The organism is Mycolicibacterium fluoranthenivorans (assembly GCF_011758805.1).
Classification (GTDB): Bacteria; Actinomycetota; Actinomycetes; order Mycobacteriales; family Mycobacteriaceae; genus Mycobacterium; species Mycobacterium fluoranthenivorans.
Genome location: NZ_JAANOW010000001.1, coordinates 3,445,687 through 3,469,448 on the forward strand (window position 1 = coordinate 3,445,687; position 23,762 = coordinate 3,469,448).

Annotated in this window: 25 protein-coding genes; 16 read left to right on the forward strand and 9 right to left on the reverse strand. The window is 67.7% G+C overall.

The window, feature by feature from the left end; genetic code table 11:
• The first annotated feature begins 16 nt into the window (after positions 1-16).
• The gene (gene dsbE / locus FHU31_RS16745) at positions 17-508 is read left to right on the forward strand and encodes a disulfide bond-forming protein DsbE (RefSeq protein WP_167160037.1); all 492 of its coding nucleotides are present in this window, start codon (positions 17-19) and stop codon (positions 506-508) included.
• 4 nt (positions 509-512) lie between these two features.
• Positions 513-1,352, forward strand: coding sequence for a cytochrome c biogenesis CcdA family protein (locus tag FHU31_RS16750; protein ID WP_167160039.1), 840 nt, complete (start codon positions 513-515; stop codon positions 1,350-1,352).
• Here the strand turns inward: FHU31_RS16750 and FHU31_RS16755 are convergent.
• The 3 genes from FHU31_RS16755 to bfr all read right to left on the reverse strand — a co-directional run bounded on the left by FHU31_RS16755 (position 1,312) and on the right by bfr (position 2,811).
• Positions 1,312-1,737 carry a hypothetical protein gene (locus tag FHU31_RS16755; RefSeq protein WP_167160042.1) on the reverse strand — a complete coding sequence of 142 codons (426 nt, stop codon included), beginning with the start codon at positions 1,735-1,737 and terminating at the stop codon, positions 1,312-1,314. The genes FHU31_RS16750 and FHU31_RS16755 overlap by 41 nt on opposite strands.
• Positions 1,738-1,742: 5 nt before the next feature.
• Positions 1,743-2,225, reverse strand: a complete 483-nt coding sequence (locus FHU31_RS16760; protein ID WP_167160044.1) for a carboxymuconolactone decarboxylase family protein — start codon at positions 2,223-2,225, stop codon at positions 1,743-1,745.
• 106 nt (positions 2,226-2,331) lie between these two features.
• The gene (bfr, locus tag FHU31_RS16765; protein ID WP_090360767.1) at positions 2,332-2,811 is read right to left on the reverse strand and encodes a bacterioferritin; all 480 of its coding nucleotides are present in this window, start codon (positions 2,809-2,811) and stop codon (positions 2,332-2,334) included.
• Positions 2,812-3,070: 259 nt separating this feature from the next.
• Here bfr and FHU31_RS16770 point away from each other — a divergent pair, with 259 nt between their 5' ends.
• Both FHU31_RS16770 and FHU31_RS16775 read left to right on the forward strand, forming a co-directional pair.
• Complete coding sequence (locus FHU31_RS16770; protein WP_167160046.1) at positions 3,071-3,706, forward strand: fatty-acid--CoA ligase; 636 nt, start codon at positions 3,071-3,073, stop codon at positions 3,704-3,706.
• A 4-nt stretch (positions 3,707-3,710) separates the two neighbouring features.
• Positions 3,711-3,896, forward strand: a complete 186-nt coding sequence (locus tag FHU31_RS16775; protein ID WP_090360771.1) for a (2Fe-2S)-binding protein — start codon at positions 3,711-3,713, stop codon at positions 3,894-3,896.
• On the opposite strand, the gene FHU31_RS16780 is transcribed toward FHU31_RS16775, so the two are convergent.
• Both FHU31_RS16780 and FHU31_RS16785 read right to left on the reverse strand, forming a co-directional pair.
• The gene (locus tag FHU31_RS16780) at positions 3,893-4,648 is read right to left on the reverse strand and encodes an enoyl-CoA hydratase/isomerase family protein (RefSeq protein ID WP_167160048.1); all 756 of its coding nucleotides are present in this window, start codon (positions 4,646-4,648) and stop codon (positions 3,893-3,895) included. The two genes, FHU31_RS16775 and FHU31_RS16780, sit on opposite strands and share 4 nt — an antisense overlap.
• Complete coding sequence (locus FHU31_RS16785; protein ID WP_167160050.1) at positions 4,645-5,355, reverse strand: EthD domain-containing protein; 711 nt, start codon at positions 5,353-5,355, stop codon at positions 4,645-4,647. Before FHU31_RS16785 ends, FHU31_RS16780 begins: the two co-directional genes overlap by 4 nt.
• 118 nt (positions 5,356-5,473) lie before the next feature.
• Here FHU31_RS16785 and FHU31_RS16790 point away from each other — a divergent pair, with 118 nt between their 5' ends.
• Positions 5,474-7,498 (forward strand): FUSC family protein, encoded by a 2,025-nt coding sequence (locus tag FHU31_RS16790; RefSeq protein ID WP_167160051.1) that lies wholly within the window; start codon positions 5,474-5,476, stop codon positions 7,496-7,498.
• Here the strand turns inward: FHU31_RS16790 and FHU31_RS16795 are convergent.
• Entirely contained in the window at positions 7,446-8,093 is a 648-nt protein-coding gene (locus tag FHU31_RS16795) for a PaaI family thioesterase (RefSeq protein ID WP_167160054.1), read from the reverse strand. The two genes, FHU31_RS16790 and FHU31_RS16795, sit on opposite strands and share 53 nt — an antisense overlap.
• An 81-nt stretch (positions 8,094-8,174) precedes the next feature.
• Between FHU31_RS16795 and FHU31_RS16800 the strand changes: the two genes are divergently transcribed.
• The 4 genes from FHU31_RS16800 to FHU31_RS16815 are packed head-to-tail and all read left to right on the forward strand — an operon-like array spanning position 8,175 to position 12,648.
• The gene (locus tag FHU31_RS16800) at positions 8,175-8,858 is read left to right on the forward strand and encodes a GntR family transcriptional regulator (protein WP_167160056.1); all 684 of its coding nucleotides are present in this window, start codon (positions 8,175-8,177) and stop codon (positions 8,856-8,858) included.
• A 57-nt stretch (positions 8,859-8,915) separates the two neighbouring features.
• Entirely contained in the window at positions 8,916-10,334 is a 1,419-nt protein-coding gene (locus FHU31_RS16805; RefSeq protein ID WP_167160058.1) for an allophanate hydrolase, read from the forward strand.
• On the forward strand, positions 10,331-11,017 hold the full coding sequence (locus tag FHU31_RS16810) for a cysteine hydrolase family protein (protein ID WP_167160060.1): 687 nt from the start codon (positions 10,331-10,333) through the stop codon (positions 11,015-11,017). Before FHU31_RS16805 ends, FHU31_RS16810 begins: the two co-directional genes overlap by 4 nt.
• A 23-nt stretch (positions 11,018-11,040) precedes the next feature.
• On the forward strand, positions 11,041-12,648 hold the full coding sequence (locus FHU31_RS16815; RefSeq protein ID WP_167160062.1) for a SulP family inorganic anion transporter: 1,608 nt from the start codon (positions 11,041-11,043) through the stop codon (positions 12,646-12,648).
• On the opposite strand, the gene FHU31_RS16820 is transcribed toward FHU31_RS16815, so the two are convergent.
• A complete protein-coding gene (locus FHU31_RS16820) occupies positions 12,645-13,034 on the reverse strand; it encodes a cupin domain-containing protein (RefSeq protein ID WP_167160064.1) in 390 nt (129 codons plus the stop codon). The two genes, FHU31_RS16815 and FHU31_RS16820, sit on opposite strands and share 4 nt — an antisense overlap.
• Positions 13,035-13,124: 90 nt before the next feature.
• Between FHU31_RS16820 and FHU31_RS16825 the strand changes: the two genes are divergently transcribed.
• From FHU31_RS16825 to FHU31_RS16845, 5 genes are all read left to right on the forward strand, one after another.
• Entirely contained in the window at positions 13,125-14,810 is a 1,686-nt protein-coding gene (locus FHU31_RS16825) for a tetratricopeptide repeat protein (RefSeq protein WP_167160066.1), read from the forward strand.
• Between the two features lie 312 nt (positions 14,811-15,122).
• Entirely contained in the window at positions 15,123-15,794 is a 672-nt protein-coding gene (locus FHU31_RS16830) for a rhomboid-like protein (protein ID WP_167160068.1), read from the forward strand.
• A 10-nt stretch (positions 15,795-15,804) separates the two neighbouring features.
• Positions 15,805-16,284 (forward strand): nucleoside deaminase, encoded by a 480-nt coding sequence (locus tag FHU31_RS16835; protein ID WP_167160070.1) that lies wholly within the window; start codon positions 15,805-15,807, stop codon positions 16,282-16,284.
• Entirely contained in the window at positions 16,281-17,561 is a 1,281-nt protein-coding gene (locus FHU31_RS16840) for an alpha-amylase family glycosyl hydrolase (protein WP_167160071.1), read from the forward strand. The genes FHU31_RS16835 and FHU31_RS16840 overlap by 4 nt, the downstream gene beginning before the upstream one ends.
• 331 nt (positions 17,562-17,892) lie before the next feature.
• Positions 17,893-18,888, forward strand: a complete 996-nt coding sequence (locus tag FHU31_RS16845) for an esterase family protein (protein ID WP_090360807.1) — start codon at positions 17,893-17,895, stop codon at positions 18,886-18,888.
• A 64-nt stretch (positions 18,889-18,952) separates the two neighbouring features.
• On the opposite strand, the gene FHU31_RS16850 is transcribed toward FHU31_RS16845, so the two are convergent.
• Together FHU31_RS16850 and FHU31_RS16855 are read right to left on the reverse strand one after the other, a co-directional pair.
• A complete protein-coding gene (locus tag FHU31_RS16850) occupies positions 18,953-19,681 on the reverse strand; it encodes an SDR family oxidoreductase (protein WP_167160073.1) in 729 nt (242 codons plus the stop codon).
• Positions 19,678-20,634 (reverse strand): NADP-dependent oxidoreductase, encoded by a 957-nt coding sequence (locus FHU31_RS16855; protein WP_167160075.1) that lies wholly within the window; start codon positions 20,632-20,634, stop codon positions 19,678-19,680. The genes FHU31_RS16850 and FHU31_RS16855 overlap by 4 nt, the downstream gene beginning before the upstream one ends.
• Before the next feature lie 114 nt (positions 20,635-20,748).
• Between FHU31_RS16855 and FHU31_RS16860 the strand changes: the two genes are divergently transcribed.
• Complete coding sequence (locus FHU31_RS16860) at positions 20,749-21,387, forward strand: VC0807 family protein (RefSeq protein ID WP_263987852.1); 639 nt, start codon at positions 20,749-20,751, stop codon at positions 21,385-21,387.
• A gap of 28 nt (positions 21,388-21,415) precedes the next feature.
• Positions 21,416-23,746, forward strand: a complete 2,331-nt coding sequence (gene lon / locus FHU31_RS16865) for an endopeptidase La (RefSeq protein ID WP_167160077.1) — start codon at positions 21,416-21,418, stop codon at positions 23,744-23,746.
• Positions 23,747-23,762: the final 16 nt, after the last annotated feature.

Below are 23,762 nucleotides of genomic sequence, written 5' to 3' on the forward strand. Positions count from 1 at the left end.
GGTACGTGCATGCAGTATGACCTCTCGAATCCGCCACCTCGCGCTCATCGTCGCGGCAGCCGCGCTGCTGCTCGGTGTTACCGCACCCCCGGCCCTGGCCGACGACCGTCTTCAGTTCACCGGGACCACGCTCTCGGGTAGCCCCTTCAACGGCGCCAGCTTGCAGGGCCGCCCGGCCGTGCTCTGGTTCTGGACACCGTGGTGCCCGTTCTGCAATCAGGAAGCACCCAATGTCAGCCACGTCGCCGCGGCCAATCCCGGGGTGACGTTCGTCGGTGTGGCCGCCCGCTCAGATGTGGCCGCCATGCAGGGCTTCGTGTCCAAGTACAACCTCAACTTCACCAACCTCAACGACGCCGACGGATCCCTGTGGGCCCGGTTCAATGTGCCGTGGCAGCCCGCCTACCTGTTCGTGAAGCCGGATGGCACCTCGTCTTTCGTCAACAACCCGACCTCGGCGATGTCCGAACAGGAACTCTCCGACCGGGTCGCCGCGCTCAAGTCCTGATCGAATGAACCCAGACCTCGTGGGCCTGGCGTTCAGTGCCGGGCTGGTGGCCGCCCTGAACCCGTGCGGATTCGCCATGCTGCCGGCGTACCTGGCGCTGGTGGTGCAGCCGGACGGCGGCCCCGGCCGGGCCGTCGGGAGGGCGCTGGGGGCCACGGCGGCGATGACGCTGGGTGTGGTGGTGGTGTTCGCGGGGTTCGGCACGCTCGCCGTGTCGGTGGCCTCCACCATCCAGCGTTATCTCCCCTACGCCACGGTGGCGATCGGGGTGGTGCTGCTGTTGCTGGGCCTCTGGATGCTGTTGGGCCGGCGAGTGGGCTTACCGATCGGCGCCGGTGCACGCTGGGCACCCACCGCCCGGATCGGGTCCATGGTCGGCTACGGCGCAGGTTTCGCCCTCGCCTCACTGTCGTGCACGGTGGGACCGTTCCTGGCGGTGACGGCAGGTGCGGCGCGGGCGGGGTCCGCGCGTGACGCGTCCCTGGTGTACCTGGCGTACGCGGCCGGTTTCGCCCTCATCGTCGGGGCGCTGGCGGTGTCGGTGGCGCTGGCCAGCTCTGCACTACTCGACCGAATGCGCCGAATTGTGCTCTATGTCAACAGGATCGGCGGCGTGATACTCGTCGTCGTGGGTGCCTACGTGGCGTATTACGGCGTCTACGAGATCCGGTTGTTCACTTCCGGCGCGGGCCCCGCGGATCCGGTGATCACCGCGGCCGGCCGGGTCCAGTCCGCCGTGGCCGGCTGGGTACATCAGCATGGGAGTTGGCCATGGCTACTTCTGCTCCTGGTGGGCGCGGTACTCACCGCGACAACAGTGCGATACCGGCGACGACCAGACTGAGCACCTTGATCACCTCGAGCCCGACGTATGCGTGATGGGCGCGCGACCGGGGCACCTCGGCACCGGCCAGCACCGCGTCGGAACGGCGGGTCAGGCGTGGGCGCACGGCGATCAGTTGCACCACCAGCGCACCCGCCGCCGTTGCGGTCGCCACGACGGCGGCAACCGGCGGGTGTGACAGCGCGAGTGCGGCAATGGCGACCAGGCCGAGCACCGACTCGGCCGCGTTGAGGGCACGGAACACCAACCGCCCGATTCCCAGCCCGATCGGCAGCGTGACACCGGGTGCCCGGAATTTCAGTGGCGCTTCCACAAACGAGATCGCCAGCACCATGCCCAGCCAGACGAACACGCCGGCGACCGCTGTCGCGACACCACCGCTCATCTGGATCAGAGGGTGATCTTGCAAGCCTGGCCGATATCGAGGGTGCGCAGCATCCGGCCCATCCCGAGCCACATGGCACAGGACAGCGCCAGATCGGTCAGCAGTTCGTCGTCGAATTCGGCCGAACAGCGCTGCCAAAACTCCTCATCGTCACGTAAGGCGGTGTGATCGCGCGCGAATCGTTCCGCGAACTCCGCGGCAACCCGCTCCTGCGCGCTGTAGCCGGACCAGCTTCGCCACTCGTGGGCGTGGTCGTAGAGATCTTCGTCGACCCCTGCGGCGATGCCATCCGAATCGCGCGTGTTCTGGCACACCACGCATTCGTTGTCCAGGGCGATCACCATCCGGGCCAGCTCGCGGACCCGCATCGGGAGACGGTTCTTGGTGTAGACCGCGTTCGTGAAACCGGCCATCGCGACCCCGATATCGGGAGATTTGCGCACCCATGCGGCGGCGTCATCGTCGGCAAAATCTCCGATTCGACTCATGCTGCGAAGCGTACGCGCGCCGAGAGAGAATTGGAACATGTTCTAGTTTTTCGACGCCGCCGGCCGCCGACGGAGTGTCGGCGGCCGGCGGGTGTCGGTATCGGGATTACTTGGGTGGACGCGAAACGCACTGCGCCGAGTACAGCGCCTCGCCGAGCTTGTCCATCAGCTCCAGCTGCGTTTCCAGGTAGTCGATGTGCTTCTCCTCGTCGGCGAGGATGTCCTCGAAAAGCTTGGCCGACACCGCATCCTGCTTCTCACGGCACATGATGACACCCGGCCGCAGTCGGGCCACCACCTCGTACTCGATCGCGAGGTCGGCCTCGAACTGCTCGCGCAGCGTCTGGCCGACTCGCAGCGAGAACAATCGCTGATAGTTCGGGAGACCGTCGAGGAGCAGAATGCGGTCGGTGATCCATTCCGCGTGGTGCATTTCCTCGATGGATTCTTCGCGCGTGTGTTGCGCTAATTCGCTGAATCCCCAATTGTCCTGCATCTTCGAATGCAGAAAATACTGATTGATCGCCGTGAGTTCGCTTGTCAACTGCTCGTTGAGCAGTTTCAGAACTTCCGGATCGCCTTGCATATCACTCCTAAGCACCTTGAGGGCTGGTCAAGCGTTGCTCTTGCCGTGCGCTTTGAATCTAGTGCAGCACAGACACGCGGGCGAGGGCTTCGACGGCGATTCCGCGCGACATCGGACGGGTTTGCGTCGCCGGTAGGTGAGGCTAACCCTAGTCAGCGATGCAGAGATGGACTGGCTTGCCTAACTAAGGTTACACTCACCTAATGATCGACGGCGGCGCCGGGAAGCCGGCTGCCATGGAGGCGGAGGCGGTGTGCAAATGAGCGAATACCATTTGCATTCACTTATTCTGGCCGCCGACTATCGCGTCGCCGATCCCGAGTCGATGTGGAATTCGTTGAAAGACCGCCAGCAATCGCTGGTGAATATCGACGCCCATCATGTCGTTCTCTACACGTCGATTTGGGAACCAGGGCGCATTCTGGTGACCATCGGCGTATCCCATCCCAATTCTGTACGCGATGTTCTGCGTTCGCAGGCGATATTCGATCTCTTTGACATCTCGGGCGTCGACGATATTCCGGCGGTCTTCGCGGGCGAGGTCGTGGAGAAGATCGACCTGTTCGACACTGCGGCGGGCAGCGCCGGGGAAACCGTCGCCGGCGTGATCGTGGGCGTGGTCGCCACCGTGGACAGCGCGGAGGACCTGATGGTCAAGGTGCACGGCGCCCTGGACCGGTTCCGGCAGTCCGGCGTCCGCAAGATCTGGGTGTACCGCGCGTTCGACGACGGACACGAAGTGCTGATCCTGCAAGAGATCGAGAACGAGGCCAGTGCACGCCGCTGGATCGACCATCCCGATGCCGCCGCGGAGTGGTTGTCCCGGGCCGGATTCGGGGCCTACCCCTCCCTGTTCGTCGGAAAGTTCGCCCATCTGATGACGGTCGGGAGCTGAGCCGATGTTCGTCTGTCTGTGTACCGGCGCCACCACCCAGGCCGTCCACGACGCCGTGGCTGCGGGTGCCACCACGTCCAAACAGATCGCCGACGCGTGTGGGGCGGGATCGGACTGCGGACGCTGCCGCCGCACACTGCGCGCGATCCTCGCGGCCTCCCGCGAGTGCCCGGTGCATGCGGCCAGTTAGCCGCGCTTGTCGACGAACGAGGCCAGCGCGTCGACGTTGGCGGCCTGGCCGAGAAGCTCGGCGAACAACGCGTTCTCCCGTTCGCTGGCCTCGGCGATACCCGGCCGAATCGGCTCCAGCATGGTCTTCTTCACCGCCAGCAGGCTGCCCAGCGGGCGCGAGGCCAGCACCTCGGCGTGCCTGCGCGCCTCGGCCAGGAGGTCCTCGGGCTCACAGACCTTGAACACCAACCCCATTCGCTGCGCTTCGGCCGCATCGATCCACTCCGAGGACAACAGCAGCCATGCCGCGTTCTGCCTGCCGATCAGCCGCGGCAGCAGGTACGACGAGGCGGCCTCGGGCGGCACGCCGAGGCTGGTGAACGGGCACTTCAGCCGCGCCGTGGACGACATGAACGCCAGATCCGCGTAGCCGAGGATGGTCGTGCCGATACCCAGCCCGACGCCGTTGACCGCACAGATGAACGGTTTCGGAAACGCGGCGAGCGCCTCGATCATGCCGCGGAAACCGTACTTGCCCGGCTTGTAGTCGGGGTCGGTGACCAGCTTCTGCATCTCCACCAGGTCATTGCCCGCACTGAAGGCGCGACCCGCTCCGGTCAGCAGCACGACCGACACCTCGGGGTCGTCTGCTGCTGCCAACAGCGCCTCGGTGGTGGCGTCGTACAGCGCCTCGCTGAAGGCGTTGAGCGCTTCGGGCCGGTTCAGGGTGAGCGTGCGCACCCGGTTGTCATCGGAGATCAATAATGTCACGCCCGTAGCGTATCCACCGGGCCCCACAGCGGGTACCGGCTGGTGGGCACCGTGTCGATATCTCGGTCTGCGCCGAACCGTGCCACGCTGGCCGCCATCTTCCCCATCCGGTCCCCGAGATCGGCATCGTCGGCCGCACCGAAGAACGCGTGCAGGTCGGACACCGCCTCGATCGGGAACAGTTCCTCGACGATGGCGTCGATCCGAGGTGCACCAGCGGTAAGGGGCCGCACCACCGTGTTCTGGGTGTAGCCGAACGTGGCCTGGGTGGCGATGGCCACCGGGGTGTGGTCGATATGCCATCGAGTGAGCCACGTGGCCTGGTCCAGGTCGGCGGGTCTGCGCAGCAGCGCCACGTTGGCCAAGCCGGGGGTGCGCGCACTCGGCGGCCCCGTCGGTCCGGGCAGGGGCACCGACTCGGTCACCAAATACGCTGCCAGATGATCACATTCGGGTGCCAGCAGCTCGAGGGCCGCAGTGACGGCCGCGCCGTAGTACTGGTGGGTCCAGATGCTCACGACCGCGGCCACCGGTGGATCCAGCGTGGTGAGCGTCATCAGCGAGGCCCGGACGGCGTCATCCCTGACGTTGACGGTCAGGCCGGGCAGGTGCAGCTCGGACAACGCCGATGCCACCCCGGTCCGCAATCGCCGACACCATTGCTCATCCGCTTCGGCCCGCCGCAACGTGACCATCACCTTTTCCACTCCCCGAAAGTAACAACCGCCGAGACGAGATAGGGCCGGATCAGGTCGCGGTCAGGACGCGATTCCGGGAACGCCTCAGTTACCCCCGGTGGGCCACCCGGAGGACGACAATGAACAGGTGGCGAAGGGTAGGCCCCTGGGGCTGACGCTCTACGAGTTCGGCGCCGTGGTGCGCAGCCTGCTCGGCGTGCTGGGGGTGACCGCCGTTGCGCTCTACCTCGGCTCGCCGGGAGCCGCCATCGCCGCCGGGGGCGCCGCGGCCATGGCCGGTGCGACCGCCCTGCAGGACAGTCCGCGCAGCCGGTTGCCACTGGTCGTCGCCGTGTCGGTGGAAATGGCCCTGGCGGTGGCCGCCGGCGGACTCAGCTCCGCCTGGACACCGGCGTTCCTCGCGGTGGTCGCCGCGTGGTGCTTCACGGCCGGCATGCAGTGGGCGCTGAGCGCCAATGCCGGAATGGTGGCCTCGGGTGCGGCAATCCTGCTGGTCACCGCCTCACCCACGGCGGACAGCCTCACCACGGTGTCGACCGCGAGTGGCCTGGCTCTGGTCGGCGGACTGGCTCAAGGGGTGCTGATCGCGCTCTGGCCGCAACGCCGATGGCGCGACCAGCGGGAGGCGCTTGCCCTCGCGTACCGCTCGCTCGGCGCCGACGCCACCCGATTGGCATCGGACCCGGGGGCACAGGTGGACCGGCAGCCGTTGATCCGGCTGCGGGAGGCGTTCACGCTCAGCGAGTCCCAGGCCCGACTCCGACCACCGGCCTACCGCGGCTGGTACGGGTTGCCGGAGCGGATCATGGTGACACTCACCGCACTCGGTCGTGAGGGGCCCCGGGACGGGGCCGCCGCCGACGTGCTGCAGGCCGGCGCCGACCTCCTCGATCTCATCGCCCAGCGCGCGCCGCGACGTCAGATCGGTCCGGCGCTGGCACGGGTGGACGCGGCGGCCGAGCAGCTCAGCGGGGCGACCCGAATTGTCGCCCAACGGCTTTCGCACCAGCTGTCGGAGGCCGTCGAGCTGCATCTCGGCCTGTTCGAGCCCGAACAGATCGCCCCACTGCGTCGGCCCGGGCTTCCACATTCCTGGGCCGTGGCGGCCGGCCTGATCCGTGCGCAACTGAGCTGGCGGTCCCCCATCCTTCGGCACGCCATGCGGCTGACGATCGCCGCGACCGCCGGGGTGACGATGGGCCGCGCGGCCGGCGCCGAATACGGTTACTGGATCGCGGTCACGGTCCTCATGGTGCTGCGCCCGGAGACTGCGCACACCTATACCCGGTGCATCGGCCGGATCACCGGCACCGCAATCGGCGTGGTCGCCGCCTCCTCATTCACCGCACTACTGCACCCGGGCGGGCTGGCCTCGGTGGCACTGGCGGTGGTGTTTCTGGGAATCGCCTACCTGGCAGCGGACTTCGGTTACCTCGTGGTCAGCGCCGCCCTGGCGGCCGCGATCATCTTCCTGCTGGACGTGAGCGGCGGGGTCGACACCAGTACGGTCGAACAGCGCTGGTTCGCGACCATCATCGGCGGCGCGCTGGCGGTGATCGTGCATGTCTGCCTGCCCGACAGCGCCCTCGTGCGACTGCACCAGCGGGCCGGTGAATTGCTGAAGACCGAAATCGATTACGCAGCCACGGTGATCAAGGCTTTCGTCCACGACCTCGACCATCCCGCCGAAATGCTGTCGGCCGCGTGGCAGCGAGCGGCCAGCGCGCGCACCGCTTTCGAGGCCGCCGCCGGTGCGACCCGCACCGATGATCCCGAGATTCGACGGTGGTTGCGCACCTACCGCGCCTCGCTCAACGCCGTCACCACCAGTTGCGCCACTCTGGAATCAACTCTGCCCTCGCATCCGTCACCCACCCTCAACCGTGAATTCACCAGTGCCATAGACGGTTACGTCAAAGCTCTGATGGGCAATCCGGCGACGCCGGCGGCGCCCTGGCGGGTGGATGCCGAGCAACTCGCCGCCGCTGCCGTCGCGGTACGCGACACCGCCCCGCTGCTCAGCTCCGATGACGGCCCCGCCCGCGTGCTGGTCGGCGAATTGGCCACCATCACCCAGGTGGTGGTGGATATCGCCCATGTCAGACCGGTGGGTCAGTCAGCTGCTCATCCCTGGCCCACTTCGGCCGAATGAACACACCCTCGGCCTCGACGGTGGGGCCCTGCGCGTCCGCGATGATTCCGGCTGCGAACGTCTTGACCCCCTCGGTCCGCACGATCCCGGCCTCGGCGTGCAGCCGTCCTAGCGGGGTGGGCCGCAGATACCGGACCGTGATGGTGCCGGTGAGCCGCGGACTGGTGGCCGGGCTGGCCACCTCGCCGAGGATGTGGTCGAGCAGCATCGCGGCCACACCGCCGTGCACGTGCCCCGGCGGCCCCTCGTAGGGCGCACCGAGTTCGAAGTCGGCGAACACCCCGCCGGTCTCGTCCCGTTGTACCGACAACGGCGGAGCGATCGGGTTGCGCAGCCCGATCACCGCGTTACCCCATGGCATCCGGTCGCCGTGTGCGGTGAATCGGACACCGAACGGGCCGTCGAGTTGACGGCTGCGCAGCGTCGCGGTCGCCGCGTCGATCTGCGTCTTCGCCTCGGCCACCGCATCGGCGTCCACCTCGGACCTGATCGTGGCATCGATGAGGTCGCGGACGGCCTCGGTCAGTGGCCGGTAGACGGTGCGCAAGCGCTCGACGTCCTCGGCACTGAGGTCCTCGAGTGTGAAGTCCAGCATGGGAGAACTAGAACATGTTCTAGGTGTGGTGTCGAGCTTGCACGACGCACTCGCCGGCAAAAGTTCCTACGATGGCGTGGCATGGCGGCACCCCGGGTGGACGGACCGAGGCAGAAGTTGCCTGCGACGCTCGTCGATGTCGCGGGCAACCGGCTGCGTGACGCCATCCTCAGCGGGACGTTGGGCCCCGGCGAGAAGATCGTCGAAGAGCAGCTGTGCGCCGATCTCGGCATCAGCCGCGCCCCGCTGCGCGAGGCCCTGCGGCTGCTGGCACAACAAGGTCTGGTCGAGCACCTCCCCCGGCGCGGATCACGGGTCACCGACTGGTCACCGGCCGATATCCTTCAGCTGTTCGCGTTGCGCCATGTGCTGGAGCGGCACGCCATCGAGATGGCCATGCCGCTCGCCGACCCGGTGTCGGAACTGGAGCCGGTGCGCCACGCCCTCCGCGAAATGACCTGTGCGCGGACGGCACTGGACCGCGACGACGCTCATCGCCGTTTCCACGCCGCCGTGGTCGGGCTGGCGGCGAACCGGCAACTCGACATCGTCCTGGCGCCGATCCTGCTGAAGCTGCAGCTGCCGATGGCGATGAACATGCGCGAGGAGGCCCGCCACCACCGCGCCGGCGACGGGATCGAACGGCACCGGGCCATCCTCACCGCACTCGAGTCCAACGACGCCGCCACGGTGATCGCCGCGCTGGAGGACCACGGACACCTGAGGTACCTGAATCTCCCCGCCGATCTCCCCGAACATCGCTAACACGATCGACACACGCGCGTACCGCGATCGCCATCATTCTGTCGACAATCGACATTCATGGGTTCAGATGTACGCGGCGACCAGGGGATCAGCAGGGGTCCGTCGATCGGGCCATCGATCGCCGAGATTCTCGATTCGCATGCCGGCGGCACCGGTTCCCCGGTCAAGACCGCGACACGAGTCGCCGACGCCATCGCCGCACGCGGGGATGACGGAACCTGGTTGTCCACCGTTCCCCGTGACGAACTGCTGGCCGCCGCGGCCGCGATCGAGAGCCGGCCAGGGGCACGGACCTTGCCGCTGTACGGCGTCCCCTTCGGGGTCAAAGACAGTATCGACGTCGCCGGGGTACCCACGACACTGTCCTGCCCGGACTACGCCTATATCCCCGAGACCACCGCACCGGCCGTGCAGCGACTGCTGGACGCGGGGGCGTTGTACGTCGGGAAGACCAATCTGGACCAGTTCGCCACCGGCCTCAACGGCACCCGCACCCCGTATACGGTGCCCCGCAGCGTCTTCGGCGGAGAACTCATCTCGGGCGGCTCCAGCTCGGGATCCGCGCTGGCCGTCGCGCTGGGGCAGGTGCCGTTCGCCGTGGCCACCGACACCGCGGGGTCGGGCCGGGTGCCCGCCGCCCTCAACGGCGTGGTGGGCTTCAAACCCTCGCGGGGACTGATCAGCACCGTCGGTCTGGTGCCGGCCTGCAAGTCCCTGGACTGCCTGAGCGTGATGGCCGGCTGCATCGACGATGTGGACCGCGTTTTCGACGTGATGGCGGCACGCGACGACGCCGACTCGTGGTACCGGGACCGCGGGCCGCGGTACGCGGGCGGCCCCATCCGGGTCGGACTGCCGCCGGTGGCCGAGTTGGAGTTCTTCGGCGACGACGCGATGCGCGCGGCGCATCTGGGGTTCCGGGAACAGCTGGAACGTCAGGCCGTCATCGTCGAGGTGTCACTCGCGCCGTTCCTGGCGGCGGGGGCGTTGCTGTATCAGGGGCCGTGGGTGGCCGAGCGACTGGTCGAATTCGGCGATTTCCTTGCCGAGAAACCGGATTCGATCCACCCCGTGGTCCGCGAGATCTTCCGCAGTGGGCTCACCTACACCGCGGTGGATGCGTTCGCCGCGTTGCAGAAGCTGCAGGATCTCAAGGCCGAGGTGGCCCGGCTGTGGCAGCACATGGACATCCTGGTGGTCCCCACCATCGGCACCACCTTCACCGTCGAGCAGGTGCTCGACCGACCCATCGACTGCAACACGATGCTCGGTCACTACACGCATTTCGGCAATCTGCTCGATCTGCTGGGCGTTGCCGTGCCGCTCGGCGTGACCAGCGACGGGCGGCCCTACAGCGCGATGTTGCTGGGCAACGCACTCTCCGATGACACGGCCTTGACGCTGGCCGCCCAGATCCTCGATGAGCCCCGGGCCGCCGCCGCGGCGGCCGATTCCGCGGTAAAGGAGCAGGTATGACCGTCCCCGTCCCCGCTGAACCGTCAGCCTTCTCACTGGTACCAGGGCAGACCGCCCTTGTCGTCATCGACATGCAACGGGATTTCCTGCTGCCCGGCGGCTTCGGTGAGAGCCTGGGCAATGACGTGGATCAGCTGCTCAAGGTGGTCCCCCCACTGGCCGCGCTGATCGCCGCGGCCCGCGAGGCGGGAATCCTGGTGATCCACACCAGAGAAGGCCACCGGCCCGATCTGTCGGATTGTCCACCCGCCAAGCTGACGCGCGGCGCCCCGTCGAAGCGCATCGGCGATCCCGGCAAGTACGGACGCATCCTCATCCGCGGCGAGTACGGCCACGACATCGTCGACGAACTGGCCCCGATCGAGGGCGAAGTGGTGATCGACAAGCCGGGCAAGGGGGCGTTCTACGCCACCGAACTCCAGGACGTACTGACCGCCGCCGGTATCACGCAGCTGCTCGTCACCGGTGTCACGACGGAGGTGTGCGTGCACACCACGACCCGCGAAGCCAACGACCGCGGTTACGAGTGCCTGGTGGTATCCGACTGCGTCGGTTCGTATTTCCCGGAGTTCCAGCGGGTGGGGCTGGAGATGATCAAGGCCCAGGGGGGCATTTTCGGGTGGGTCGCCGACACCGCTGCGGTCATTCCCGCGTTGCAACAACTCACCACGAACGCCGCCTGAGCGTCCGCCGAAAGGATCCAGCCATGTCCACCGACGTCACCGATCCCCCCGCCAGCTCCGATCCCCCCGCCGAAAAGGCCCAGCCGAGGTTGTCCATCCCCTGGTGGACGCGAGGCGACACCAACGCATTCTTCGGACTCGGATTCAACATCCTGGTCAACGTCCTGACGCTGACCGGCTTGATGATCGGTGTCGTCAAGGTGCCGCCGGGTGACGTGCTGGGCACCATCCTGCCCGCGCTGGGCGTGGCCTTGATTCTGGGCAATCTGTACTACACGTTCCTGGCCCGCCGGCTGGCCAAGCGCGAAAACCGAACCGATGTCACGGCTTTGCCGTACGGCCCCAGTGTGCCGCATATGTTCATCGTCGTCTTCGTGGTGATGCTCCCGGTGTACCTGAACACCAAGAACGCGATGGCGGCCTGGGAAGCCGGGCTGGCGTGGGCGTTCATGATCGGCGTCATCGTGATGATCGGCGCATTCGTCGGCCCCTACATCCGCAAACTGACCCCCCGTGCCGCGATGCTCGGCACGCTGGCCGGTATCTCGATCACCTTCATCTCCATGCGGCCCGCCGCACAGATGTGGGAGGCGGCCTGGATCGGCCTGCCGGTCATGGCGATCATCCTCGTCGGCTTCTTCACCGATATGAAGCTGCCGTTCGGCATCCCCGTCGGCCTGGCCGCCCTGCTGGTCGGCACCGCGATCGGGTGGATCGGCGGGTTCATGTCGGCACCCGATGTGGGACAGGCGGTTTCGGATATCGCCATCGGCGTCCCCGACCTGCGAGTGGACATGCTGTTCTCCGGCCTGTCGCATCTGGCCCCGCTGCTGGGCACCGCGATACCGCTGGGCGTCTACAACTTCACCGAGGCGATGAGCAACGTCGAGAGCGCCGCCGCCGCGGGTGACAACTACAACCTGCGCAGTGTGCTGCTCGCCGACGGTGCCGGTGCGGTCATCGGGTCGGCGTTCGGTTCGCCGTTCCCGCCCGCGGTCTACATCGGCCACCCCGGCTGGAAGGACGCCGGCGGCCGCGCCGGGTACTCGCTGGCCAGCGGCGTGGTGATCGGTATCTTCTGCTTCCTCGGGCTCTTCGGGGTGCTGGATGCGCTGTTACCGGTTCCGGCGATCGTGCCGATCCTGCTGTACATCGGTCTGCTGATCGGCGCGCAGGCGTTCCAGGCGGTGCCGCGACTGCACGCCGTCGCCGTCGTCGCGGCCATCCTGCCCAACCTCGCGCAATGGGCCAGCGGGCTGGTCGACAACGCCCTCAACGCGGCGGGCACATCCGCATCGAAGGTCGGGTTGGAGGCACTCAACGGTGCGGGTGTCGTCTACGACGGCCTGTTGACCCTCGGCGAGGGTGCGGTGCTGGTGGGCCTGATCCTGGGCACGATGGTGACGTTCATCCTGGAGAAGAAATTCCTCTACGCGGCGATCGCCTCGGTGGTCGGTGCGGCGCTGTCCTTCATCGGGCTGATCCACGCGCCGCAGGTGGCCTGGGCCGCCAATCCACAAGTCGCCCTGGGCTATCTGTTCTTCGGCGTGGTGTGCGCGATCTACCACTTCCTGCCCGGCGCGAAAGATCCCGTCGAGGTCGACGAGGCCGATATCGTCGCCGGCCACTAGCGAGGGGCGGCGACGAACGGGACCTCGGTGCCGGGCGCGAGCACGACGTACATCCGGCGCCACGGGTCACCGTCGATCAGTTCCCACTGGTGGCCCGAGCCCGTCGTATCCTCGGCCAGCAACACGTCGCCGGGAGCCAGCGTGAACTCCTCGCCGTCACGGGTGCAGAACCGCAGCGTGCCCGCCAGCGTCACCACCAGCTGGCGCACGGGCGCGGTGTGCCAGGCAAGTGACCCGCCGCCCGCGGTCTCCTCGACGGTGACGTGTGCGGCCGACATCGCCACCGACACCAGGTCGGCATTGCGGCCGGGCGTCATGTCCAGAGTTCCCACCTCCACGTGGGAGCCACCGTCGTCACCGGTCCACAACCGGACACATCTGATCACGGGGCCACGCTAGTCGCAGGCCGGCCGGTTCGCCTCACGCCTACGCGCAACGCTTCTCGCCGCGGCCCCCGCTCAATTAACGTGCGTGCCATGAGCACAGCCATCGAGCCGTACTACGACCTGGGGACCTACCACCGGCAGGTCGACTCCCCCGAACCGGAAGCCCAGGTGTGGTTCGACCGCGGCATGGTCTGGGCCTACGCGTTCAACCACGAGGAAGCCGTGCACTGTTTCGAGCGGGCGCTGGCACTCGATCCCGAGCTGGCCATCGCCCGCTGGGGCATCGCCTACGCGGTCGGCCCCAACTACAACAAGGCCTGGGAGGCTTTCGACCCGGTCGATCTGGCCACCTCGTTGGACCGGGCCCGCGCCGAGCTCGCCCGTGCCGGCACCGCCCGCGCCTCCACGGTGGAACGCGCCCTGATCGACGCGCTGGCCGTGCGCTTCCCCACCGACGATCCGCAGGACACCGAGGCGCTGGCGGCCGGCCACGACGCCTACGCCGATGCGATGGCCCGCGTCGCCGCGGAGCACCCCGGCGATATCGACGTCGCGGCGCTGGCGGCCGACGCACTGCTCAACGTCACCGCATGGGCGCTGTGGGACAGCGCAACCGGAGATCCGGCACCGGGCTCGCGGGTACTGGAGGCCACCCGAATCCTGGGCGATGCCCTGACCACACCGGCCGGACGGGCCCATCCGGGCGTGCTGCACCTCTACCTGCACGCGTGCGAGATGTCGGCGCACCCCGAGGACGCGCTGCCCGCCGCCGATCTGCTGCGCGGTCTGGTGCCCGACGCCGGCCACCTGCAACACATGCCGAGTCACATCGACGTGCTGTGCGGTGACTACCGCGCCTCGATCGTGGCCAACCAGGCCGCGGTGCGGGCCGACCGGCGCTTCGTGCAGCGCGAGGGCCCGCTGAACTTCTACTCCCTGTACCGGGCGCACGACCTGCATTTCGTCGTGTACTCGGCGATGTTCGAGGGGCAGTCCCGGGTGGCTCTCGATGCGGCCGACGAACTGTCGGGTCAGCTGACCCCGGAGCTGCTGGCCATCGAATCCCCGCCGATGGCCGACTGGCTGGAGGCGTTCGTGCCGCTGCGCGTCCACGTACTGGTCCGGTTCGGACGCTGGGACGAACTGATCGCCACCGCACTGCCCGAGGACCCGCGGCTCTACTGCACCACCACGGCCACCATCCACTACGGCCGCGGTGTCGCGCACGCCGCCAAGGGGCAGCTCGCCCAGGCGTATGCCGAACGCGAGGCACTGGCCGCCGCGTACGCCGGCATCCCGGAGACGCGCTATCTGTTCAACAACACCAGCCGCGACATCCTGGCCATCGCCGTGGCCATGCTGGACGGCGAAATCTCCTACCGCGAAGGGCATTTCGACGAGGCCTTCGCGCACCTGAGGACGGCGATCGCCCTCGACGACGCCCTGCCCTACGACGAACCGTGGGGCTGGATGCAGCCGACCCGGCACGCCTACGGCGCCTTACTGCTGGAGCAGGGCCGTGTCGAGGAAGCGGCCGCGGCGTATGCGGCCGATCTGGGATTGGACGACACCCTGCGCCGGTCCTGCCAGCATCCCGGCAACGTGTGGAGCCTGCACGGCTACCACGAATGCCTGCAGCGACTGGGCCGTGACGCCGAAGCCACGATCATCGGACGCCAGCTCGACCTGGCGCGGGCGCGCACCGATGTCCCGGTTAACGCGTCGTGTGCATGCCGTCTCGGTGCGGTAACAAGTGAGGAAGACTGCTGCCGCTGAGGCGCGTCCCGTGCGCGCGGGCACGTCACGGTACTAAGGTGTTGGGCAGGCAGGGGTTTCGCGCCTCGCAACGGGGCGACTGCGCGACGGCCCTTCGCCGTTTGGGGGAACAGTGTCCATAGCCACGACGAGGTCCACACCTGTGTCGGACGAGCCGTTGTCCGCTCTGGTCGACATCATCAAATTCGCCGTCGCGGAATCGGTCCGCTCAGCCGGCGGATCCCAACGAGACATCGATCGCGTCGCGGTTGCCGCCGCCTACGCAGCCTGGTGTTGGGGCTCCGCTGCGGCGTTCGAGACCGTCCCGCAGGTATGCCGTCAGACCTAGCCGGTCACCGCCTGCGCCGCTTCGTATTGAGCGCACCCTTCACCTTCTCCTGGTTGATGGTGCTGCTGATCACCACGGTGATTCAGCACAGCCTCAGCCAGCACGCGCTGCACCGGTTCCTGCAGGCGCGCTCGACCAACCTGCACCATCTGGCCGGCGATCCGTTGCGGGTGCTGTTCACCAGCCTGCTGTGGATTGACGGCCACCATTGGTGGCCGTATCTGCTGCTGTTCGCCGCCTTCGTCGCCCCCGCCGAGCGTTGGCTCGGCCCCCTGCGCTGGTTCACCGTCGGGATGCTCGCCCACATCGGGTCCACCTACCTCAGCGAGGGCTATCTGTACTGGACCATCCAGGAGGCGATGGTGTCACCCCGGTACATCGACGCCAGGGATATCGGGGTCAGCTACTTCCTCGTGGGTCTGATCGGCGTCCTCACCTATCACGTCGTGCGGCCGTGGCGGTGGTTCTACCTCGTGGCGGCGGTGTCGACGTTCGGGCTCGCGGTCGCCCTGAACCCGCAGTTCACGCCGATCGGACATGCCAGCGCCCTGCTGATCGGGTTGGCCTGCTATCCGCTGACCCGCAATCGTCGCCGGCCGCCGCCCTGGGATCCGGCGAAGCTGCTGCACCGCGGGCACCGCACCCGGGTTGAGTAGGCTCCGAGGCGTGGCGATCAGCGCGCGAGACCTCGAATGCCTGCGCCGCTGCGTCGAACTCGCCGCGGCGGCACTCGATGACGGCGACGAACCCTTCGGTTCGATCCTGGTTGACGGCACCGGGCAGACCGTCTTCGAGGATCGCAACCGCGTCAAGGACGGTGACGCCACCCAGCACCCGGAGTTCGCGATCGCCCGATGGGCCGTCGACCATCTGACATCCGAGCAACGCCGCGCCGCAACCGTCTACACCTCCGGCGAGCACTGCCCGATGTGCGCGGCCGCGCACGCCTGGGTCGGGCTCGGGCGGATCGTGTACGCCGCCTCGGCCGCGCAACTGAGCCGGTGGTGCACCGAGTGGGGCACCCCGCCCTCGCCGGTCGCACCGCTGCCCATCACCACCGTGGCCCCCGGCATCGTCACCGACGGTCCTGCCGGTGAACTCACCGACCGCATGCGTGCGCTCTACGAAGCGAAGTTCACGCCATGACCGATCCGGACTGGGTGACACACGCGATCTGGTGGCAGATCTACCCGCTGGGGTTTGTCGGCGCCTTTCCCGCCGACCCGCCACCACCACCGGACGAGCATCGTCTGCTGCGCATCGTCGAATGGCTGGACCACGCTGTCGAACTCGGCTGCTCGGGTATCGCGCTCGGTCCGGTGTTCGCCTCCCGCACCCACGGTTACGACACCACCGACCACTACCGCATCGATCCGCGTCTGGGCGTGGAGGACGATTTCGACCGGCTCGTCGAAGAATGCCATCGGCGCGGGCTCCGGATCCTGCTCGACGGGGTCTTCAATCACGTCGGCACCGACTTCCCGCGGTACCGGGCGGCACTCGACGGTGGCGACACCGCCTGGTTCCGCAGGGCGCGCGACGGTTTCGCCACCTTCGAGGGGCACGGCGAGCTGATCGCGCTCAACCACGGCAACCCCGACGTCGTCGACTACACCGTCGAGGTGATGGCGCACTGGCTGGACCGTGGCGCCGATGGCTGGCGACTGGACGCCGCCTACGCCGTGCCCGAACGGTTCTGGGCTTCGGTGCTGCCAGCCGTCCGCGAACGCCACCCACAGGCCTGGTTCGTGGGCGAGGTGATCCACGGCGACTATCCGGCACAGGTGCGGTCCGCCGGGTTCGACTCCGTCACCCAATACGAACTGTGGAAGGCGATCTGGAGCAGCCTGAACGACGGCAACTTCCACGAACTGGACTGGGCGCTGCAACGCCACAACGACTTCCTGGACACCTTCGTGCCGCTCACCTTCGTCGGCAACCACGACGTGACCCGGATCGCCAGCCGGCTCGACGATTCCCGGCATCTGGAGCACGCGCTCGTGCTGCTGCTCACCACCGGGGGCACGCCGAGCATCTACGCCGGCGACGAATGGGGATGGCGCGCGGTCAAGGAGGAACGGGTGGGCGGCGATGACGCGGTCCGCCCCGAATTCGACCAGCGGCCGACCGGTGACAACGACATCCTGCAACTGCACCAATATCTGATCGGATTGCGGCGCCGCCAGTCCTGGCTGCACACCGCGCACACCGAAGCGGTCGAGGTGAGCAACACCGGTTACGTGTACCGGACCGTCGCAGACGGCCACGAGCTGACGGTGGCGCTCAATATCGGCGACGATCCGTTGCCGGTCGCCTTGCCTCGGCCCGGCCGGATCACCGCCGGCTCCGGCGCCCCACCGCCGGAGCACGTTGCCGATCTGGTGGTTCCGCCGCACGGATGGGTCATCGTCGAGCCGCAGTGAACTGGCCGCCGGGTGACGCTGCACCCGGTGCCGTAGCGGTCGGCTCGGCCACCGGTATCGGCCTAAGAATGGCCGAAATGCATTGGTGTGCAACATGTATCGCCGATATCCTGGCCACCGACTCGAGCGGACCACCGGCCAGATCACGGCGGATCACGGCGAGGTCTCAGGGCTGAGTCTCAATCGTTAGCCAACCGCGATATCACGACGCGGCCGTGTTACACGTGTGGCATTTGGGGCGCGTGATTCACTACCGACGAAGAAAAAGCAGCGGCAATTGCTTTGGGTCCCGGACGGGACACGCAAGAGGAAAGGTGGGTTGGTTGCCGTTATGAAGTTCATCAGAAAGATTCGTGGAGAGTGGCTCCGTCGAGCGGCGGTGGTCGCCGCGACCGTCGCCGCACTGCCCGGGCTGATCGGCTTCGCGGGGGGTTCGGCGACGGCAGGAGCATTCTCGCGGCCGGGCCTTCCCGTCGAGTATCTCGACGTGCCCTCGGCATCCATGGGCCGCGATATCCGTATCCAGTTCCAGGGCGGCGGGCCGCACGCGGTATACCTGCTCGACGGTCTGCGCGCCCAGGACGACTACAACGGCTGGGATATCAACACCCCGGCCTTCGAGTGGTACTACCAGTCCGGCCTGTCGACGATCATGCCGGTCGGCGGCCAGTCCAGCTTCTACACCGACTGGTACCAGCCGTCCAAGGGCAACGGGCAGAACTACACCTACAAGTGGGAGACGTTCCTGACTCAGGAACTGCCGGCTTACCTGGAGGCCAACAAGGGTGTGTCGCGCACCGGCAACGCCGTGGTCGGCCTGTCGATGGCGGGCAGCGCTGCCCTGACCTACGCGATCTACCATCCGCAGCAGTTCATCTACGCGGGCACGTTGTCGGGCTTCCTCAACCCATCCGAGGGTTGGTGGCCGATGCTGATCGGGCTGGCCATGAACGACGCCGGTGGATTCAACGCCGAGAGCATGTGGGGCCCGGCCTCTGATCCGGCCTGGCGTCGCAACGACCCGATGGTCAACATCAACCAGCTGGTCGCCAACAACACCCGTATCTGGATCTACTGCGGTACCGGAACCCCGTCGGATCTCGACGCCGGAGCCAACGGCGCGAACCTGATGGCGGCGCAGTTCCTCGAAGGCTTCACGCTGCGCACCAACGTCACCTTCCGCGATCGCTACATCGCCGCAGGCGGCACCAACGGCGTGTTCAACTTCCCGCCCAACGGGACGCACACCTGGGCGTACTGGGGTCAGCAGCTTCAGATGATGAAGCCGGACATCCAGCGTGTGCTCGGGGCGCAAGCCGCCACGTAACACACCAGAACCACAGGGAGCCTGCCGCAACCCCCCGAGCGGCAGGCTCCCTGCTTTTGTCTGATCAGTTCTGGACGGTCGGACGGATGGTGATCTCGCCGATCTCGACATCCCGGGGCTGCTCGATCGCGAACGCGACCGCCCGAGCCACCGCCTCCGGGGCGATCGCCATCGCCGCCATCCGGGAACCGATTTCGGGATCACGGTCCGGCCCACCGAGTTCGGTGCGGACGTAGCCCGGCGAGATGCCGGTCGTCCGGACCACCCCGTCGGTGGACTCCTGGCGCAACGCCTCCAGCACCGTGCGCACCGCATTCTTGGTCGCGGCGTAGACACCCATGTTCGGCACGATCTTCAACCCCGCCGTCGAGACCGTCGTGACGAAGTCGCCGTGACCCTGGCGCAGGAACACCGGCATCGCCGCCGCGATCCCGTTGAGCACCCCCCGCAGATTCACATCGATCATGGCCGACCACGCGCTGAGGTCGCCGTCGGCCAGCGGGCCGAGCGACGCGATCCCGGCGTTGCTCACGAACACATCGAGTCGGCCGAAATGCTGCACCGCCGCCGCGACCAGCCGCTCGACGTCCTCGGGCCGCGTCACGTCGACGGCCACGTACACCACGTCGGCGCCGTCGGCCCGCAGCGAATCCTGCAGGGCCGTCAGCAGATCGACGCGGCGCGCACCCAGCACCACCCGGGCCCCGCGTCGCGCCAGCAGCCGGGCCGTGGCTGCCCCGATCCCACTACTGGCCCCGGTGATCGCCACGACCTTGCCATCGAGGGGGTTCACGGGCGCAGCACCAGCTTGCCGCGGGTGTGCCGCTCCTCCAGATCGCGATATGCCGCGCGGACCTCGGCCAGCGGGTACACCTTCGCGATCGGGACCTCGAGCTCGCCGGATGCCACCGCCGCGGCGAGTTCGGCCATCACCGCGGCGGTGCTGGCCTCGGCACTGCCGACGCCGAGGACACCGAACTGCTCGATCGCCGCGAAATCGATGACGGTGTCCACCCGTTCGCGCGGGACGCCCAGCTCGTCCACGGCGAGCGCGACGTAGCCGCCGCCGAAGAAGTCGAGGAACGCGTCCACCCGGCCCGGCTCTGCTGCGGCCCGCAGCCGGTCCGCCAGACCGTCGCCGTAGTTCACCGGAGTCGCACCATGCTTACGCAGCCAGTCGTCGTTGGCCGGTCCCGCGATACCGAGCACCCTCGCCCCGGTCCGGGCCGCCAACTGCACGGCGATACTGCCGACACCACCGGCCGCGCCCGCGATGGCCACGGTCTCCCCGGCTTTCAGAGCGACCGACCCGACGGCGGCGTAGGCGGTGGATCCGGCGACATACAGTGATCCGGCCACCTCCCAGGACACGCCGGCCGGCTTGGCCGTGAGCTGATCGGCGGGCACCGTCACGTACTCAGCGTGGCTGGACCGTCGCATCGAGAACCCGAGGACTTCGTCACCCACGGCGAACTCGGTGACACCGCTGCGTGTCCCGTCGCTTCGCTCGCCTCGGTGACCCAATTCGACGATCACTCCGGCCAGATCGCTCCCCTCACCCGAGGGGAACGTCGCCGGCCAGATGTCGTGCAGGAAGCCCCTGCGGATCATCGCCTCGCCCGGATTGATACCCGCCGCCTTGACCTCGACAAGCACTTCGCCCGGGCCGGGCTCGGGCCGGGGCACCTCGCGAACCTCCAGGACGTCGACGTCTCCGTACCGATCGAACTGCACAGCTCTGGTCATGAGGGCTACGACGACCCGTGGCCGGTGAGTATTCCGCCGCACCGCGATTCCGCGGCCGACACGCGGATACGCCCCTTCAGTGACCTCACAGCTTCGCGACCTACCGTCGGCTCGGTGACCGAGCCGCCCGCGCGACCACAGTCCCTCCGTCCGGTCCTGCGCGGCATGCTGCTCGACTTCGGGCCGCCGTTGGGTGCCTACTACGGACTGCGTGCCGCCGGGGTGTCCGAATATATCGCGCTCCTGTCCGCGACCGTGCTGGCCGGGATCAAGGTGGCCTATGACGCGATCAAGGCGCGCCGGCTCGATCCCTTCGCCGGCTACCTGATGCTCAACTTCGGTCTGAGCCTCGCCGTGGGACTGGCGACCTCGAATGCCCGGATGCTGATGGTGGGCGACACCCTGGTCGGTGGGATCGGCGCGTTGATCTTCCTGGGCAGCTGCATTATCGGTAAGCCCCTGACCCAGGTGGTTGCCGAGCGCGTCCAGCCCCCCGACGAGCGCTCGAGCGAGCCGGGCGCGCGGGCCTACAGACACCGCGTGCACGTTCTGCTGTCAGCGATATGGGGAGTCGGCCTGCTACTGGGCATGTTCCTCAGTCTGGGCATCATCTTCTCGCTGTCCGTCGACGTCGGGAAGGGTGTGAACACGGCGGTATCCCTCGCACTGACCGGCCTGCTGATCCTGGCGACCGTGGTGGTGGCCAAGGCCGCCAGATCGCGGTGGGAACAAAGGATCGCTTCACAGAGTTGAGCCCATCAGGTTCAACTTTGGAGGATTGATGACTGAAGCCATCGCAGTCCCGGTGTTGTTTGTCAGCGAGCCGATCGTGCTGCCCGGCATGGTCGTGCCGATCGAGCTCGACGATGCCGCCCGTGCAGCCGTCGACGCGGCGCAGGCAAGCGAATACGGCAAGCTGCTGATCGCGCCCCGCCTGGACGACCGCTACCCCACCTACGGTGTGATCGCGTCCATCGTGCAGGTCGGCCGCGTCCCGGGCGGCGGTGCCGCCGCCGTCGTGCGCGGTGAACGCCGCGCCCACATCGGTTCCGGGGCCACCGGACCCGGTGCCGCGTTGTGGGTCGAGGTCGAAGAAGTGGCGGACTCCGAGTCCACCGACGAGACGAAAACCCTTGCCGCCGAATACAAGAAGCTGCTGCTGGCGATGCTGCAGCGGCGCGAGGCGTGGCAGATCGTCGATGTGGTCAACAAGATCACCGATCCGTCGCAGCTGGCCGACACGGCCGGTTACGCGTCGTATCTCAGCGATGTGCGCAAGCGTGAACTACTGGAGACCGAGGACGTGGCCGCGCGGCTGCGGCTGCTGATCGAGCTGACCGGGGAACACCTGGCCGAGGTCGAGGTCAACGACAAGATCGCCGAGGACGTCCGGGAAGGGATGGACAAGCAGCAGAAGGAGTTCCTGCTGCGTCAGCAGCTGAACGCCATCCGCAAGGAGCTCGGCGAGTTGGGTCCCGAAGGCCAAGGAGAAGAAGCTGACTACCGGGCCCGGGTCGAGGCCGCCGATCTGCCCGAGAAGGTGCGCGACGCCGCGCTGCGCGAGGTCGGCAAGCTGGAGCGGTCCAGCGAGCAGAGCCCCGAGGGCGGCTGGATCCGAACCTGGCTGGACACCGTGCTGGACCTGCCGTGGAACATCACCACCGAGGACTCCACCGATCTCAAGTCGGCCAGGGAGATCCTGGATGCCGACCATCACGGGCTCGACGATGTGAAGGACCGCATCGTGGAGTACCTGGCGGTGCGGGCCCGGCGCGCGCAGCGCGGCATGGCCGTCGTCGGAGGACGCGGATCCGGTGCCGTCATGGTGCTGGCCGGTCCGCCCGGCGTCGGCAAGACATCGCTGGGTGAGTCGGTGGCCCGCGCCCTGGGCCGCAAGTTCGTCCGCGTCGCCCTCGGTGGTGTGCGCGACGAGGCCGAGATCCGCGGCCACCGGCGCACGTACGTCGGCGCCCTGCCGGGCCGCATCGTGCGGGCCATCGGCGAAGCGGGCTCGATGAACCCCGTCGTGCTGCTGGACGAGATCGACAAGGTCGGCTCGGACTACCGTGGCGACCCGTCGGCCGCGCTGTTGGAGGTGCTGGACCCGGCGCAGAACCACACGTTCCGCGACCACTACCTGGAGCTGGATCTGGACCTGTCCGATGTGGTGTTCCTGGCGACGGCCAACGTCATCGAGAACATCCCGTCGGCCCTGCTGGACCGCATGGAGCTGATCCAGATAGACGGGTACACCGAGGACGACAAGGTCGCGATCGCACGCGACTACCTGCTGCCCCGGCAGGCCGAGCGTGCGGCGCTCACCTCAGATGAGGTGACCGTAACCGACGCGGCGCTGCGCAAGATCGCCGCCGACTACACCCGCGAACCGGGTGTGCGGCAGTTCGAACGACTCCTGGCCAAGGCGCTGCGGAAGGTGACCACCAAGTTGAGCTCCAGCGAAGCGCCGCTGACCATCGATGAACCCGATCTCGTCGAATACCTGGGCCGTCCGCGGTTCACCCCGGAGTCGAACGAGCGCACGGCGGTGCCCGGTGTGGCCACCGGTCTGGCGGTCACCGGACTGGGCGGCGATGTGCTCTACATCGAGGCGGGCGCCACCGATGGCGATGCCGGGTTGAAGCTGACAGGTCAACTGGGTGACGTGATGAAGGAGTCGGCGCAGATCGCGCTGTCCTACGTCCGAGCGCACGCCGAGCAGCTGGGCGTCGACCCGAAGGCGCTGGACCGCCAGATCCACGTGCACGTGCCCGCGGGCGCGGTGCCCAAGGACGGTCCGTCGGCCGGCGTCACGATGGTCACGGCGCTGGTTTCGATGGCGACCGGCAGGCAGGTCCGCGGCGATGTCGGCATGACCGGTGAGGTCACGCTGAACGGCCGGGTGCTGCCGATCGGCGGCGTCAAGCAGAAACTGCTTGCGGCGCAACGGGCCGGGCTGAAGACCGTCTTCATCCCCCAGCGCAACGAGCCGGACCTGGACGACGTGCCTGCCGAGGTGCTGGCCGCACTGGAGGTCAAGCCGATGACCGATGTGGCCGAGATCGTCGCCCAGGCGCTGGAACCGGTGGCCGAGGCGGCGACGCTCGCGGCATAACCACGCGAGCGTGCGT

Bases quoted from the DNA above. Each gene is read 5' to 3' on its own strand.
- dsbE (WP_167160037.1), top strand. From the start codon at position 17: ATGACCTCTCGAATCCGCCACCTCGCGCTCATCGTCGCGGCAGCCGCG.
- FHU31_RS16750 (WP_167160039.1), top strand. From the start codon at position 513: ATGAACCCAGACCTCGTGGGCCTGGCGTTCAGTGCCGGGCTGGTGGCC.
- FHU31_RS16755 (WP_167160042.1), bottom strand. From the start codon at position 1,737: ATGAGCGGTGGTGTCGCGACAGCGGTCGCCGGCGTGTTCGTCTGGCTG.
- FHU31_RS16760 (WP_167160044.1), bottom strand. From the start codon at position 2,225: ATGAGTCGAATCGGAGATTTTGCCGACGATGACGCCGCCGCATGGGTG.
- bfr (WP_090360767.1), bottom strand. From the start codon at position 2,811: ATGCAAGGCGATCCGGAAGTTCTGAAACTGCTCAACGAGCAGTTGACA.
- FHU31_RS16770 (WP_167160046.1), top strand. From the start codon at position 3,071: ATGAGCGAATACCATTTGCATTCACTTATTCTGGCCGCCGACTATCGC.
- FHU31_RS16775 (WP_090360771.1), top strand. From the start codon at position 3,711: ATGTTCGTCTGTCTGTGTACCGGCGCCACCACCCAGGCCGTCCACGAC.
- FHU31_RS16795 (WP_167160054.1), bottom strand. From the start codon at position 8,093: ATGCTGGACTTCACACTCGAGGACCTCAGTGCCGAGGACGTCGAGCGC.
- FHU31_RS16800 (WP_167160056.1), top strand. From the start codon at position 8,175: ATGGCGGCACCCCGGGTGGACGGACCGAGGCAGAAGTTGCCTGCGACG.
- FHU31_RS16805 (WP_167160058.1), top strand. From the start codon at position 8,916: ATGGGTTCAGATGTACGCGGCGACCAGGGGATCAGCAGGGGTCCGTCG.
- FHU31_RS16810 (WP_167160060.1), top strand. From the start codon at position 10,331: ATGACCGTCCCCGTCCCCGCTGAACCGTCAGCCTTCTCACTGGTACCA.
- FHU31_RS16815 (WP_167160062.1), top strand. From the start codon at position 11,041: ATGTCCACCGACGTCACCGATCCCCCCGCCAGCTCCGATCCCCCCGCC.
- FHU31_RS16825 (WP_167160066.1), top strand. From the start codon at position 13,125: ATGAGCACAGCCATCGAGCCGTACTACGACCTGGGGACCTACCACCGG.
- FHU31_RS16830 (WP_167160068.1), top strand. From the start codon at position 15,123: ATGCCGTCAGACCTAGCCGGTCACCGCCTGCGCCGCTTCGTATTGAGC.
- FHU31_RS16840 (WP_167160071.1), top strand. From the start codon at position 16,281: ATGACCGATCCGGACTGGGTGACACACGCGATCTGGTGGCAGATCTAC.
- FHU31_RS16845 (WP_090360807.1), top strand. From the start codon at position 17,893: ATGAAGTTCATCAGAAAGATTCGTGGAGAGTGGCTCCGTCGAGCGGCG.
- FHU31_RS16855 (WP_167160075.1), bottom strand. From the start codon at position 20,634: ATGACCAGAGCTGTGCAGTTCGATCGGTACGGAGACGTCGACGTCCTG.
- lon (WP_167160077.1), top strand. From the start codon at position 21,416: ATGACTGAAGCCATCGCAGTCCCGGTGTTGTTTGTCAGCGAGCCGATC.